The sequence below is a fragment of the Devosia sp. Micro-HW1 genome (assembly GCF_056341075.1).
Map to the genome: position 1 here is coordinate 1338153 of NZ_CP094375.1, position 13863 is coordinate 1352015.

General features: G+C 63.1%; 13 protein-coding genes. 6 read left to right on the forward strand and 7 right to left on the reverse strand.

From position 1 onward, the window contains the following. The first annotated feature begins 13 nt into the window (after window positions 1-13). Genes MQW79_RS06215 through ureG form a run of 5 tightly spaced genes read left to right on the forward strand, consistent with a single transcriptional unit; the run spans window position 14 to window position 2764 of the window. Window positions 14-553: a hypothetical protein gene (locus tag MQW79_RS06215; RefSeq protein ID WP_476587471.1), complete on the forward strand. Its 540-nt coding sequence runs from the start codon at window positions 14-16 to the stop codon at window positions 551-553. A 6-nt stretch (window positions 554-559) separates the two neighbouring features. Beyond that, complete coding sequence (locus MQW79_RS06220; RefSeq protein WP_476587472.1) at window positions 560-1033, forward strand: urease accessory protein UreE; 474 nt, start codon at window positions 560-562, stop codon at window positions 1031-1033. Then, window positions 1030-1686, forward strand: a complete 657-nt coding sequence (locus MQW79_RS06225; RefSeq protein WP_476587473.1) for an urease accessory protein UreF — start codon at window positions 1030-1032, stop codon at window positions 1684-1686. Before MQW79_RS06220 ends, MQW79_RS06225 begins: the two co-directional genes overlap by 4 nt. Further along, entirely contained in the window at window positions 1683-2114 is a 432-nt protein-coding gene (locus tag MQW79_RS06230) for a DUF3995 domain-containing protein (RefSeq protein ID WP_476587474.1), read from the forward strand. Before MQW79_RS06225 ends, MQW79_RS06230 begins: the two co-directional genes overlap by 4 nt. A 17-nt stretch (window positions 2115-2131) precedes the next feature. Continuing rightward, window positions 2132-2764, forward strand: a complete 633-nt coding sequence (gene ureG / locus MQW79_RS06235) for an urease accessory protein UreG (protein WP_476587475.1) — start codon at window positions 2132-2134, stop codon at window positions 2762-2764. 61 nt (window positions 2765-2825) lie between these two features. Here ureG and MQW79_RS06240 read toward each other — a convergent pair whose 3' ends face one another. Next, complete coding sequence (locus MQW79_RS06240) at window positions 2826-3740, reverse strand: SDR family oxidoreductase (protein WP_476587476.1); 915 nt, start codon at window positions 3738-3740, stop codon at window positions 2826-2828. Between the two features lie 75 nt (window positions 3741-3815). Between MQW79_RS06240 and MQW79_RS06245 the strand changes: the two genes are divergently transcribed. Further along, window positions 3816-4403 carry a TetR/AcrR family transcriptional regulator gene (locus MQW79_RS06245; RefSeq protein ID WP_476587478.1) on the forward strand — a complete coding sequence of 196 codons (588 nt, stop codon included), beginning with the start codon at window positions 3816-3818 and terminating at the stop codon, window positions 4401-4403. 8 nt (window positions 4404-4411) lie between these two features. On the opposite strand, the gene MQW79_RS06250 is transcribed toward MQW79_RS06245, so the two are convergent. From MQW79_RS06250 to glgB, 6 genes are all read right to left on the reverse strand, one after another. Continuing rightward, window positions 4412-5140 carry a metallophosphoesterase gene (locus MQW79_RS06250; RefSeq protein WP_476587480.1) on the reverse strand — a complete coding sequence of 243 codons (729 nt, stop codon included), beginning with the start codon at window positions 5138-5140 and terminating at the stop codon, window positions 4412-4414. Continuing rightward, on the reverse strand, window positions 5137-7149 hold the full coding sequence (glgX, locus tag MQW79_RS06255; RefSeq protein WP_476587481.1) for a glycogen debranching protein GlgX: 2013 nt from the start codon (window positions 7147-7149) through the stop codon (window positions 5137-5139). The genes MQW79_RS06250 and glgX overlap by 4 nt, the downstream gene beginning before the upstream one ends. 13 nt (window positions 7150-7162) lie before the next feature. After that, a complete protein-coding gene (locus MQW79_RS06260) occupies window positions 7163-8797 on the reverse strand; it encodes an alpha-D-glucose phosphate-specific phosphoglucomutase (protein ID WP_476587482.1) in 1635 nt (544 codons plus the stop codon). Beyond that, entirely contained in the window at window positions 8778-10238 is a 1461-nt protein-coding gene (gene glgA, locus MQW79_RS06265) for a glycogen synthase GlgA (protein ID WP_476588192.1), read from the reverse strand. The genes MQW79_RS06260 and glgA overlap by 20 nt, the downstream gene beginning before the upstream one ends. After that, a complete protein-coding gene (gene glgC / locus MQW79_RS06270; protein ID WP_476587483.1) occupies window positions 10238-11509 on the reverse strand; it encodes a glucose-1-phosphate adenylyltransferase in 1272 nt (423 codons plus the stop codon). Before glgC ends, glgA begins: the two co-directional genes overlap by 1 nt. Window positions 11510-11592: 83 nt before the next feature. Next, window positions 11593-13788, reverse strand: a complete 2196-nt coding sequence (gene glgB / locus MQW79_RS06275; RefSeq protein ID WP_476587484.1) for a 1,4-alpha-glucan branching protein GlgB — start codon at window positions 13786-13788, stop codon at window positions 11593-11595. Between the last annotated feature and the right edge of the window lie 75 nt (window positions 13789-13863).

A 13863-nucleotide genomic window follows, 5' to 3' on the forward strand; every position in this document is an offset into this window, starting at 1 on the left:
CGTTCGTATCGTCATGGGCACAGTGATTGGCCTCGCCATCACGCGGCTTCTCATGACGGTTGCTGGCATTATCCAACATCCCAATCGCAGCAAGGTGTCGGTGCTCCACCTCCTGTGGGTCGGCTCGATGCTGCTGGAACTGGTTCTGTTCTGGTGGTGGGAATTTGCCCTTCACCGCATCGAGTTCTGGAGTTTCGGACTCGTCCTGTTCATCATGGCCTATGCCATCACGTTGTTCCTGATGGCGGCCATGCTCTCCCCGGACAATATTTCCGAATATTCCGGCTACGAAGATTTCTTCCTCAAGCGCCGGCACTGGTTCTTCGGCCTTCTCGCGTCCACCTTTGCCCTCGATACCGTCGATACCCTGATCAAGGGACAGAACCACTGGAGCCGCTTCGACTGGAGCTACTTCCTCCAGGTCCCCATAGGCCTTGCGCTTTGCGTCCTGGCCTGGCGAAGTGCCAGCCGCAACATTCACCTGTCCATCGTGGCCGCCCATATCGGCTACCAGCTTTTCCTCATCGTCCGCTTCTTCAATACGGTTAGTTAGTCATCCATGCGTCACGCCAAAGCCCACCTTGCCGCCAATCAGGGCACCGGTCCGGTCATCGACACCATCACCCTCGCCCATGACGAGCGCCGCCTGCGCCGCAAGCTGCTCACCAGCGCCAAGGGCACCGAGATCATGGTGGATTTCCCCTCCACCATCACGCTCGACCACAATGGAGCGCTCGAGCTCGACAATGGTGACCTCGTGACCATCCTGGCCGCCGAGGAATTGCTCTACGAAATCCGGGCGAAAGATGCTGGCCATCTGCTCCGCCTCGCCTGGCATATCGGCAATCGCCACACGCCGGCCCAGCTTGAACAGGGACGCATCCTCATCAAGCGCGACCACGTCCTCAAGACCATGCTCGAGGGCCTTGGTGCGTCAGTGACCAATGTGTCCGAACCCTTCTTTGCCGAACATGGCGCCTATCACGGCCATTCCCATGGCGACGGCGGCCACGCCCTCATTGCCCGCAAATGAGCGCCAACCTGCAAAAGCTGCTGACCTGGCTCTCCCCGGCCTTTCCCGTGGGGGCTTTCGCATGGTCCGCGGGCCTAGAAACCGCCATCGCCGGCGGGGGTGTCACTGATCGCGCCACGACGCAGGACTGGATCTCCGGCACGCTCGCCCATGGAGGCCTGCGCACTGATGCCATCCTGCTCGCCCACGCGCATGCGGGCTACGCCGATGCGTCCCGGCTTGCCGAACTGGCCGACCTCTGCATGGCCCTCACCCCGGCACGAGAGCGCCACGCGGAAACTGTGGTCACCGGCAACGCCTTCGTCCTGGCCAGCACCGCCTGGCCCACCGAAACCCCGCTGACCCTCCCCAAACCTTGCCCCTATCCAATTGCCGTCGGCGCACTCGCGGGAGCACATGCCATCGATCGGCGCGATACGCTCACTGCCTTCCTCACCGCCACGGTGCACAGCCAGGTCTCGGTTGCGGTACGCCTGGTGCCAATCGGCCAGGGCGATGGCCTTGCCATCATGGCCGCGCTTGAGCCACAGATCGCTCAAATGGCTGATCTGTGCCTCAATGCCGCACTGGACGATATTGGCGGCGTGGCCTATGGCGCAGATATTGCACAGATGCAGCACGAAACCCTGACAACGAGGATTTTCCGGTCATGAACATGCTCTTCGCGTCCTTCATGTTCATTGGCCTGTTTGCCGTGTCCATCGCCCACCTGATGTGGGCCTTCGGCCGAACTTGGCCGATCCGCAATGAAAAACTCCTGGCCCAGACGGTGGTGGGCTTCAAGGACATCGACCGCATGCCGCCCAAACTGGCCTCGCTCGCGGTATCCATCGCCACTTTCGCCGCCGGCTGCTTTGCCCTCGCCCTGGCCGATCATGACAGCGGCGGCTGGCAGCTCAACCTCGTGGGTCTAGCCCTCGCCGCGGTTTTCCTGGCGCGCGGCATCATCGGCTACACGCCATGGTGGGCCGAAATGACACCCGAGCCCAACTTCCGCCTCAACGACCGCAGGGTCTATTCGCCGCTTTGCCTCTTCCTCGGCATCGGCTTTCTTGTTCTCATCTATCTGCGCTTCATCTAACGCAAAGGACATCCATCATGCCCAAGAGCCTCAATGGTCCCCTGCGTATCGGTATTGGCGGGCCCGTCGGCTCAGGCAAGACGACGCTTTGCGAAATGCTGCTCAAGGCCATGCGCGAGCGCTATTCCATGGCCGTGGTCACCAATGACATCTACACCCAGGAAGACGCGCTGATCCTCTCGCGCGTGCAGGCCATTTCCGAGGACCGCATTGTCGGCGTCGAAACCGGCGGCTGCCCGCACACGGCCATTCGTGAGGACGCCTCGCTCAACCTCGCTGCCATTGATGGCCTTAACCAGAAATTCCCCGATCTCGACATCATCCTGATCGAGAGCGGTGGCGACAACCTGGCCGCCACCTTTTCCCCGGACCTTGCGGACCTGACCATTTATGTGATTTCAGTCGCCCAGGGTGAAAAAGTGCCGCGCAAGGGCGGGCCTGCCATTTCCCGCTCCGACCTCCTCGTCATCACCCATACCGATCTGGCACCCTATGTGGGCGCCAGCCTCGAGGTCATGGAAAGCGATACGCAAAGGGTGCGCGAAGGCCGGCCCTATGTCTTCACCGACCTGCTGCGCCGCGAGAGCCTCGATCAGATCATCAGCTTCATCGAAAAGCACGGCGGCTTCACCGCCCAGGCCGCCGAGTAGGACCGCCCCTTCCCGCTGTCGCCCCGGCGAAAGCAGGGGCGACAGCAGGGAAGGGATGCCCTTACGCAAACCGCGCGCCCGTCAGCTCTTCCGACACATCCCACAGCCGTTTCGCAACATCTGTATCGAGCGCCTGCGGCGGAATGCGCGCCAGCTTGGGATAGCCACGGATCTCGCTCATCCCGTCGGGGCCGTAGTATCGACCGCCCTGTGCCTCCGGCGCCGTTGCCGCATATAGCGTTGGCAGTGCACCCTGCGCCGCTGGCTGGAACAAAAACCAGAGATAGGTCCGCGCCAGCCCCTGGATGCTCATCTTCCCCGGCGCATTGTGCAGGAGGTCCGTTCGCGAAACGCCCGGATGCGCTGCGAGGCTGCTGATACCCCAGCCCGCTGCCTCACTGCGCCTCTGCAATTCCAGCGCGAACATCAGGCAGGCGATCTTCGATTGGCCATAGGCCTTCATCGGCACGTAGTTGGCCTTGAACTGCAGGTCCTCGAAATGCATCTGCCCGTCACGAGCCGCGACGCTGGAGAGGCTTACCACCCGGGCATCCCTGCCTCGGCGCAGCAGCGGCAACAGGCCGGCCGTCAACGCAAAGTGACCCAGGTAGTTGGTCCCCAGCTGCAGCTCGAACCCATCCTCGGTCTCCTGCCGGGTCGGCGGTACCATCACCCCGGCATTGTTGATGAGGATGTCGACCTTGTCGTGCGATTGGCTCACCCGCGCCACGAAGTCCGCAATCGACTTCAAACTAGCCAGGTCCAGCGCCTGGAACGTCACGCGCCCCGCCGGCACTGCGCTCCTGATCTGCCGCACGGCCTCCGCCCCCTTTTGCGCATTGCGCCCCGCCACGATGACGTCGGCCCCGGCACGCGCCAACGCCAATGCGTCCTCAAAGCCCAACCCACCGGTGCCGGTCACCACCGCCACGCGTCCATCCTGCGGAGGAATATCCGCCACGCTCCACTTGCCCATTGCTCTCTCGGCCTCTAAATTTGCACTCGTGCAATCTAAATATTGCACTCAGTGCATAATTTCAAGAGGCAGGTCGTGTCTGGCGATGCAATGATCGGTGTGAGGGAGCAAAAACGGCAGGATACGCTGCGGCGCATCACCGACAGCGCTCTGAAACTCTTTGCCAAACAAGGCTATGAGGCGACGACGCTCGACGCTATCGCCGCAGATGCGGGCATATCGCGCCGCACCTTCTTTCACTATTTCAAGTCCAAGGACGACATTCTGCTCTCCACCCACAAGGGCTTTGGCGAGCAGTTGGTATTGGCGCTGGCCGCTGATACCGCGCCGGGCAAGCCACTCGAAACCGTGTGGCGGACTATGCTGCGGACCGCGCGCAGCTTTTCACTCGAAGCCTTGACGGCCATCGATGAGCTCATGCTCGCGAGCGAGGTGGTTCAGTCGCGCAAGCGCGCCAGCTATATCGCCGAGGAGACCCTGGTCTACGAAGCCCTGAGGGCGCGCTGGCCGAAAGAAAGCGATCTGGACTTGCGCCTGGTGGCCATGCTGTCGATTGGCATAAGCCGGGTGACACTCGATGCCTGGCGCGCCGAAGGCGGCAGGCGCCCTATTGCCGATCTGGTCGAAGAAGCCTTCGCTGCCCTTCCGCGGGTCCTGGCCTAGCAGGCCAGTCAGTCGACCATCACCACATGACTGACCAGACGCCCATCCTTGATGTGGTGGATCAGCAGGCCCGGCGGCTCGACCGCTTCGCTGTCCTTGTCATCCAGCCGCAGCCGGTTGGCCTTCTTGATCGAAGGAGCCATCGTCGCCTGCCGCCCGGCAAAGCTGGTGAAGAGCGGGCGATGCACATGCCCGCAGGTAAACCCGATCACCACATCGCCGGCAGCCTCGATGGCAGCGGCGAGCCTCTCGCCATTGAAGCAAATATTGCGATCCTTGCCGGTAATCGCCGTGGGGAACGGATGCTGATGCTGGAAGATCAGCGTCGGCATCGGCGGTCCCGCCAGCTGCCTGGCCAGCCAATCGACCACCGGCGCGGCATCGCCGTGATCGGCGCCCGCCACTGTCACGTCGAGGCCAATCACCCTTACACCCTGGACGACGCCCTCGCAGTTCAGGGGCCGGTCCGACATCCAGCCGAACCGATCGCCAAAGGCCCGGCGCATCTCGACGTGGTCATCGACATTGCCTGGCACAACAAAATAGGGCGCCCCAAGCCGTTCGAGCCTTGCCCTGACCCGTTGATACTCACCCTCGAAATCCGCTTCGCAGAGGTCTCCACTGACGACAAGCGCGTCAGGTCGCAGCGGCTTCAGCCAGTCCAGCACTCTATCCAGCCGCTCGATGGCCCGCTCCGAGCCATCGGCGTGAATATCGCTGATCTGGGCGATGATCATTCCGTCGCCTTGGGCCGGACCAGCGCCACCACCGATCGCGGCGGCAAGGTCGCCGTACTCTCGGTCAGCGGCACCGGCTCACCCGGATCGGACTGGACGCCTACGGCCCAGCCACCCTCGGGCAGCCGCGCCACAGCCGGATCGATCCGCCGGTTGAACCAGACGAGGACTTCGTCCTCCTTGTGCCGCAGGTGGAGGCCGAGCACCGAGGCGGCGCTGTCGTTCCAGTCGCCCTCGTTCATCTCGCGACCATCGGGATGCAGCCACACCGCGTCGCGCACGCCGTTGCGATCCTGCCCGGTGAGCCAATGGTCATGGCTGACCGCCGGATGCGCCTTGCGGAAAGCATTGACGGCCGCCACGTAATCCACGAGTGCGCCATCGGCGCCTTCCCAGTCGAGCCAGGTGATCTCATTGTCCTGGGCATAGGCATTGTTGTTGCCCTGCTGGGTCCGATACATCTCGTCGCCCTGCTGGATCAGCGGCGTGCCGCGCGACAGGAACAGCGTGGCCAGCATGGCCCTGACGTCACGCTTGCGAGCGGCATTGATGTGCTCGTCCTCGGTCTCGCCTTCGACACCACAGTTCCAGGACTGGTTGTTGTTGTGGCCGTCCTTGTTGTTCTCGCCGTTCGCCTCGTTGTGCTTGTCGTGATAGGTCACGAGATCGCGCAGGGTGAACCCGTCATGGACGGCCAGCATGTTGACGCCGTGATGCGGCTTGCGACCCGCCACGTCGAAGATTTCGGCCGAGCCGGAAACCTTGCCGGCCAGTGCGCCGATCTTGCCATTCTCGCCCTTCCAGAAGGCGCGGATTTCGTCGCGATAGGTGTCGTTGTGCTCCTGGAACTCCTGCCCGAACTTGCCCACGGCATAACCGCCCGGACCCGGATCCCAGGGCTCGGCCACCAGGATTACCTTGCTCAACACCGGATCGGCCTTGATCTTCTTGAGCATCTCCGCTTCCGGATTGAATGCCGGATCGCGGCCCAGGATAGTGGCGAGGTCAAAGCGGAAGCCCGCCACGCCGAGTTCTTCCACATAATAGCGGAGGCTCTCGATCACCAGCCGCTGCACGGCCGGGTGATCACAGCGCAGCGTATTGCCGGTGCCGGTATCGTTGACCAGATGCTTTTTGCCATCGACTTCGACCCAGCGGTAATAGGTTTGCGGATCGAGCCCCATCATCGAGAGGATCGGACCCTGCTGATCGCCCTCGCCGGTATGGTTGTAGACCACGTCGAGGATCACCGAGATGCCGGCCTTGCGATAGGCATCGGTCATCACCCGCAATTCCTGCGGGCCGCGCGGCACAAGGCGCGGATCGACCGCGAAATAGGCCACCGGGTTGTAGCCCCAGGCATTGGTCAGTCCCAAAGCCGGCAGGTGCCCCTCGTCGATCCAGGCGGCGGTCGGCATCAGCTGCACCGTATCCACGCCCAGATGCTTGAAATGATCGATGACGCGCCGCGTCGTCAGCGCCGCCACCGTGCCGCGCAGCGGACCCTGCACGCTGGGATGGCGCATGGTGAAGCCGCGCACATTGAGTTCGTAGAACAGGTTCGGCACCTTCTTGCGCCGCGGCGCCGCCTTCTCATCCGTCACCCCGCGCACAATGGCCTTAGGCACCAGCGGCGCGGTGTCCACCGCTTCCTCGCGTCCCAGCCGCAGCCGCGGCGAGCGCACAAAGACACGGTCCAGATGCCGCGCATAGGGGTCGACCAGCAGCTTGTGCGGATCGAAGAACAGGCCCTGGTCCGGATCATAGGGCCCGTCGGCCCGCAGGCCATAGCGCGCCCCGGCACCGATATTGGCGATCAGCCCGGCATGGATATTGTCCGCCCGGACATCCAGCTCGAACCGCCCGACCTCCTCGTCCTGTTCGTTGAACAGGCAGACCCAGATCTGGGTCGCGCTTTCCGAATAGACGGCGAAGTTCACGCCTTCCGGGGTAATGGTCGCGCCGAGGTTTTCCGTGCGCCCGGCTTGGGGCACCAGCTTTGGTTCCATGGAGAGGGCCGATCTAGGTAATGACGCTGGGTTCGGTCCGCCCGGTGCGGGCCCTGATCCCTGCCAGCTGTTCGGCGATCCCGATAAGGGGTTCGAGGGCAAGCTGGGTGTCGAGATCATGGCGTCCATCGGCGGCCTCATAGCGTTCAAGGTAGAGGCGCAACGTGGCCCCCACCGTGCCGGTTCCGGAGAGCCTGAGGACTATTCGCGAGCCATCGGTAAAGCCGATGCGGATCCCCTGCTTCGCGCTGGTCGAGCCGTCGACCGGATCGTGGTAGGTGAAGTCGTCGGCATAGGCGACCTGCAGGTCGTCGGCAAACACCTTGCCTTGCAGCGACGGCAGTTTCGCGCGCAGGTCATCGACCAGTGTATTGGCGATACCAGCGTCGACCTCTTCATAGTCATGCCGCGTATAATAGTTGCGGCCATAGGTCTTCCAGTGCTCGCGCACGATCTGGTCCACACCCTCCTTGCGCACCGCCAGGATGTTGAGCCAGAGCAGCACGGCCCAAAGCCCGTCCTTTTCGCGCACATGGTTCGAGCCCGTGCCGGCGCTTTCCTCGCCGCAGATGGTGACGCGCCCGGCATCGAGCAGGTTTCCGAAGAATTTCCAGCCGGTCGGCGTCTCGTGCATTTCGATGCCGAGCTTTTCTGCCACCCTGTCCGCCGCGGCGCTGGTCGGCATGGAGCGGGCAATGCCTGCAATGCCCGCCTTGTAGCCCGGCGCCAGATGCGCATTGGCCGCCAGCAGGGCCAGCGAGTCCGATGGCGTCACAAACCGGTTCTTGCCGATAATCAGGTTGCGGTCCCCGTCACCATCCGAAGCCGCACCGAAATCGGGACCTTCCGGCGTCATCAGCAGGTCATGCATGTCCTTGCAATAGACCAGGTTCGGGTCGGGATGACCGTCATTGAAGGTCGGCGACGGCGTACCGTTGATCACTGTTCCCTTGGGCGCGCCCAGCATCCCTTCGAGGATCGCATGCGCATAGGGCCCGGTCACGGCGCTCATCGCATCAAAGGTCATGCGGAAGCCACCGGCGAACATCGCACGGATCGCGTCGAAATCGAACAGCGTCTGCATCAGCGCCGCATAGTCGGCCACCGGGTCGATAACCTCGACCACCATGTCGCCGACCTGCTGCGTGCCGACAGTGTTCAGATCGATATCGGGCGTCTCCAGCGTCTTGTAGCTGTCGATCACCTTGCTCCGCGCAAACACTGCATCGGTGATTTTTTCCGGCGCCGGCCCGCCATTGCCGATATTATACTTGATGCCGAAATCGCCCTCCGGCCCGCCAGGATTATGGCTGGCCGACAGCACGAGGCCACCAAAGGCCCTGTAGTGGCGGATGACATGGCTGGCGGCAGGCGTCGAGAGAATGCCACCCTGCCCCACCAGCACCTTGCCGAAACCATTGGCCGCCGCAATGCGGATCGCCTTCTGGATGGCGACATCATTGTAGAAGCGCCCGTCGCCGCCGATCACCAGCGTCTCGCCGGCAAATCCTTCCAGGCTGTCGAAGATCGACTGGATGTAGTTCTCGACGTAGTTGGGCTGGCTATAGACGGTGACGCGCTTGCGCAGCCCCGATGTACCGGGCTTCTGGTCGGTATAGGGCGTGGTCTTAATCGTCTTGGGCATCATCTGTCGAATATCCGATCAAGGAGGCATAGAGCTCGGCATAGCGGGCGGCGCTGGTGGCCCAGCTCACATCCGACTTCATCCCGCGCCGCTGCATTTTCTTCCAGGTTTTTTCGTCCGCATAGAGGGCCAGTGTGCGCCTCAGCGCATCGGCCAGCGCGCCCTCGGTGGGCGGGGCAAATTGCACGCCCGTCGCCACCTCGGCCTGCAGGGCCGCCACATTGGCGTCGATGACAGTGTCATTGAGCCCACCGACGCGGCTCACCAGCGGAATACAGCCATAGCGCAGGGCATAGAGCTGGGTCAGGCCGCAGGGCTCGAAGCGTGATGGCACCACCATCACGTCGGCCCCGCCCTGCACCAGATGGCTGAGCGTTTCGTTGTAACCGGTCACCAGGCCCACCCGGCCCGGATGCGCCTGGGTCGCGGCCCGCACAGCATTTTCCAGCGCCGCATCGCCCGACCCCAGCACGGCGAGCTGTGCGCCCGCCGCCACCAGCATTTCGATATTGGCGACCAGAAGGTCGATCCCTTTTTGCCAGGTCAGCCGGCTCACCACCGAAAACAGCGGGCCGTCCGATGGTTCGAGGCCAAACGCCTCCTGCACCGCGCGCTTGTTGGCGATGCGGCCTTGCATGGTGCCGGCCGTGTAGTTGTGAACCAAAGCCGGATCGCTGGCGGGGTTCCAGGCATCCATGTCGATGCCGTTGAGCACGCCATGCACGGTTTCCGACCGATTGTTGAGCAGGCCCTCGAGCCCCATGCCGAAATCTGGCGTGCGGATTTCCGCGGCATAGGTGGGTGACACCGTCGTCACCACATCGGCGCATTCGACGCCCGCCTTGAGATAGCCGACCCCGCCGTAATATTCGACGCCTTCCACCGAGAAGGCATGCGCCGGCAACCGCAATTGTGCAAAGATTTCCGCGCCGAACGTGCCCTGGAAGGCCATGTTGTGCACGGTCATGACCGTCTTGATGGTCGAGGACGGACCGAATTTCACATAGGCCGGCACCAGGCCCGCCTGCCAGTCATGGGCATGGATGACCTGCGGACGATAGCCGTCCACGAGGCCAAGGCCCAGCTCGGAGGCCACCCAGCTCAGCGCCGCGAAGCGCTTCCAGTTGTCCGGCCAGTCCCAGCCCTCCGGGCCCATATAGGGATTGCCGGGCCGGTCATAGAGCGCCGGGGCATCGAGCACGATGAGGTCGAGGCCTTCGACCCGCCCCGCAACCAGACGCGCTGGCACGCCGAAGAGATCGCTCAGCACTGCCACTTCACGCCCGCCGGTCAGCTTGCCCAGCACGGCTGGATAACCCGGCACCAGCGTGCGCATGGTCACGCCGGATTCTGCCAGCGCCGCCGGCAGGGCGCCGGCCACGTCGGCCAGGCCCCCCGTCTTGATGAGCGGGTAGACCTCGGAGGCGACCGAAAGAACTTCGATCATCGATCCGCCAGATACTTGTTGATCATGGATTGGGTAACGAGCGTCACGCCCTCGTCGGTCCGCCGGAACCATTTTGCGTCGAATTCCGGATCCTCGCCCACGACGAGCCCTTCCGGGATCGAAACGCCGCGATCGATGACGACCTTCTTCAGCCGCGCATTGCGCCCGATGTCGCAATAGGGCAGCACCACCGCTTCCTCGAGCACCGAATAGGAATGCACCCTGCTGCCGGTGGAAAGCAGCGTGCGCTGCAGATGGCCGCCCGAAATGATGCAGTCGCCCGACACCAGCGAATTGACCGCCGAGCCGCGCCGTCCGTCGAAATCATGGACGAACTTGGCTGGCGGGGTGATTTCCGCATAGGTCCAGATCGGCCAGTCGCGATCGTAGAGGTCGAGCTGAGGGTTGATGTCGGTGAGGTCGATATTGGCCTTCCAATAAGCGTCCACCGTACCGACATCGCGCCAGTAGCTGATTTTCTCGTTGCTCGAACGCACGCAGGAGCGGTTGAACCGGTGCGCCCAGGCCGTGCCGTTCTTGACGATATAGGGAATGATGTCCTTGCCGAAGTCACGGCTCGAGCCTTCGGTAGCGGCGTCGCGGCGCAGCTGTTCCATCAGGAAGCGCGTCTCGAACACGTAGATGCCCATCGAGGCCAGCGCCATGTCCGGCCTGTCAGGGATGCCCGGTGGGTCCTTGGGCTTTTCGACGAAATCCACCACCCGGTCGCGGCCGTCCACATGCATCACGCCAAAGCCGGTGGCCTCCATGCGCGGCACTTCCAGACAGCCGATGGTCACGTCGGCGCCCGTATCGACGTGCTGCCGCAGCATGATTTCATAGTCCATCTTGTAGATGTGGTCGCCCGCGAGGATCACGATATAGCGCGCGCCGTAATCCTCGATAATGTCCATGTTCTGGTACACGGCATCGGCCGTGCCGGCATACCACATGTCCTCGGCCACACGCTGCGAAGCGGGCAGCACGTCAAAGCTCTCGTTGCGCTCCTGCCGCAGGAAGTTCCAGCCGCGTGACAGGTGGCGGATCAGGCTATGCGCCTGATACTGGGTGGCCACCGAAATGCGGCGAATGCCCGAATTGATGGCATTGCTGAGCGCAAAGTCGATGATGCGCGCCTTGCCGCCGAAATACACGGCCGGCTTGGCGCGTCGGTCGGTCAGCTCCATCAGGCGCGTGCCGCGTCCTCCGGCCAGCACATAGGCCATGGCCTCGCGCGCCAGCGGCGATGGTACTCGATAGTCAGCCATTCTACGTCCCTCCGCAAATGCCCGAATTGCCCCGGGTCTTGTACCCTCTGCATGACCTTGCGATCATGCTCCAACCTGCCGGATCAGTCCGGCTCGTATTTCAGGAACAGTGTCGCCAGCGGTGGCAGGTAAAGCTCTGCCTCCGCCAGGAAATGTTGCCCCTCGACAGCCCTGGCGATAACGGCGCCCTGGTTGCCTGTGTTCCCTCCGGAATACCACCCGGCATCGGTATTTATGCGTTCGACCCAGCGGCCTGCCTTGGGCAGCGGCACCTTGTAGTGGCTGCGCGGCACTGGCGTCATATTGGTGATGACCAGAACCGGATCGGCACCGGGCGCCTTGCGGATCCAGGCCAGCACCGAATTGGTGTGGTCATTGCCGATGACCCATTCAAACCCGTCCGGCTCGCAGTCCCGTTCGTGGAGCGCCGGCAGGCTGCGATAGGCCGCATTGAGATCGGCCACCAGCCGTCGCATCCCTTCATGCGGCGGCGAATCCAGCAACCACCAGTCGAGGGAGCGGCTCTCGCTCCACTCTTCGCGCTGCGCGAATTCCTGGCCCATGAACAGCAGCTTCTTGCCCGGATGCCCCCACATGAAGGCGAGGTAAGCGCGCAGGTTGGCAAATTGCTGCCAGTCATCGCCCGGCATCTTGTTGAGCAGCGCGCCCTTGCCATGCACCACTTCGTCGTGGCTCAGCGGCAGAACGAAATTCTCGGAAAAGGCGTACATGAGCCCGAAGGTCATGTCGTTATGATGGAAGCGCCTATGCACCGGCTGGCGGCTCATGAAACGCAGCGTGTCGTTCATGAAGCCCATGTTCCACTTGAAGCCGAAGCCCAGCCCGCCCGCATAGGTCGGCGCACTGACCCCAGGCCAGGCCGTCGATTCCTCTGCGATCATGAAGGCGCCCGGAAACTGCCGGTAAACCTCGGCATTGACCCGCTGCAGGAAGGCCACAGCCTCAAGGTTCTGGTTGCCACCATGTTTGTTGGGCACCCACTCGCCCGGCTGGCGCGAATAATCGAGGTAGAGCATCGACGCCACCGCATCGACCCTGAGACCGTCGACATGGAACTGCTCGAACCAGAACAGCGCATTATTGGTGAGGAAGGCGGAAACTTCCTTGCGCCCGAAATTGTAGATCGCCGTATTCCAGTCCGGATGGAATCCCTGGCGGGGGTCCTCATGCTCGTAGAGCGCCGTGCCGTCGAAATGGCTGAGGCCGAATTCGTCGGTCGGGAAATGCGCCGGCACCCAGTCCAGGATGACACCCAGCCCCGCTTCATGCGCTGCATTGACCAGCCGCGCAAATCCGGCCGGATCGCCGAAGCGCGAGGTTGGCGCAAAAAGGCCGGTCGGCTGGTACCCCCAGCTCGGATCGAACGGATGCTCTGAGACCGGCAGAAATTCGAGATGCGTATAGCCCATGTCGGCAGCGTAGGGCACGAGCTGTTCGGCCAGCTGGTCATAGCTCATGAAACTGCCATCGGGTCGGCGGCGCCATGAACCCAGATGCACCTCATAGATGGACATGGGCGTGCGCCGCCAGTCGCGACCGGCGCGCTCCTCCATATACTGCTGGTCAGTCCACTTGAACGGCGTCGGGTCGGGCACGACCGAGGCGGTCCGCGGCCTCAGTTCAGCCTGACGCGCAAACGGGTCAGCCTTGAGCGGCAGGACCTGACCGCTGGGCCCGACAATCTCGTACTTGTAGATCGTGCCCGTACCCAGCACTGGAATGAACACTTCCCAGATGCCCTGCCGATTGCGCATCGGGTGACGCCGCCCGTCCCACTCGTTCCACGGCCCGACGACCGACACGCGCTGCGCATTGGGCGCCCAGACCGCGAAATGGGTGCCATGGATGCCCTCGAACTCCATTTCATGGGCGCCCATCTTGTCGAACAGCCGCAGATGGCTGCCCTCGCCGATAAGGTAGTCGTCCATCGGCCCCAGAACCGGCCCGAAGGAATAGGGGTCGTACACTGTCCAGCTCCCGCCGGCATTGCTGGCCTCGTAGCGCACCGGCTGGCGCGCCTTGAGGTCGACCTTGGCTTCGAAAAAGCCCGCAGGATGGCGCGGCACCATATGGCCAAGCGACGCGCCATCGAGCGAGAAGGCGTTGAGGGTGTCGGCATGGGGCACGAAAGCGCGCAGCACCCAATGCCCGTCCACCTCATGCAGGCCGAGGAAAGCAAAGGCATTGCTGTGGCGTCCCGCCACGATTGCCTCGATTTCCTGACTATCGGCCTGCCAGTTTTCCTTGCTCACGCCCACGCCTGCACTCCCCCGTCAGCCTGCTTCTCAACCTGCAAGCCTCAACTCAACCCAGCGCAGCCCCGTTCCTCTTGT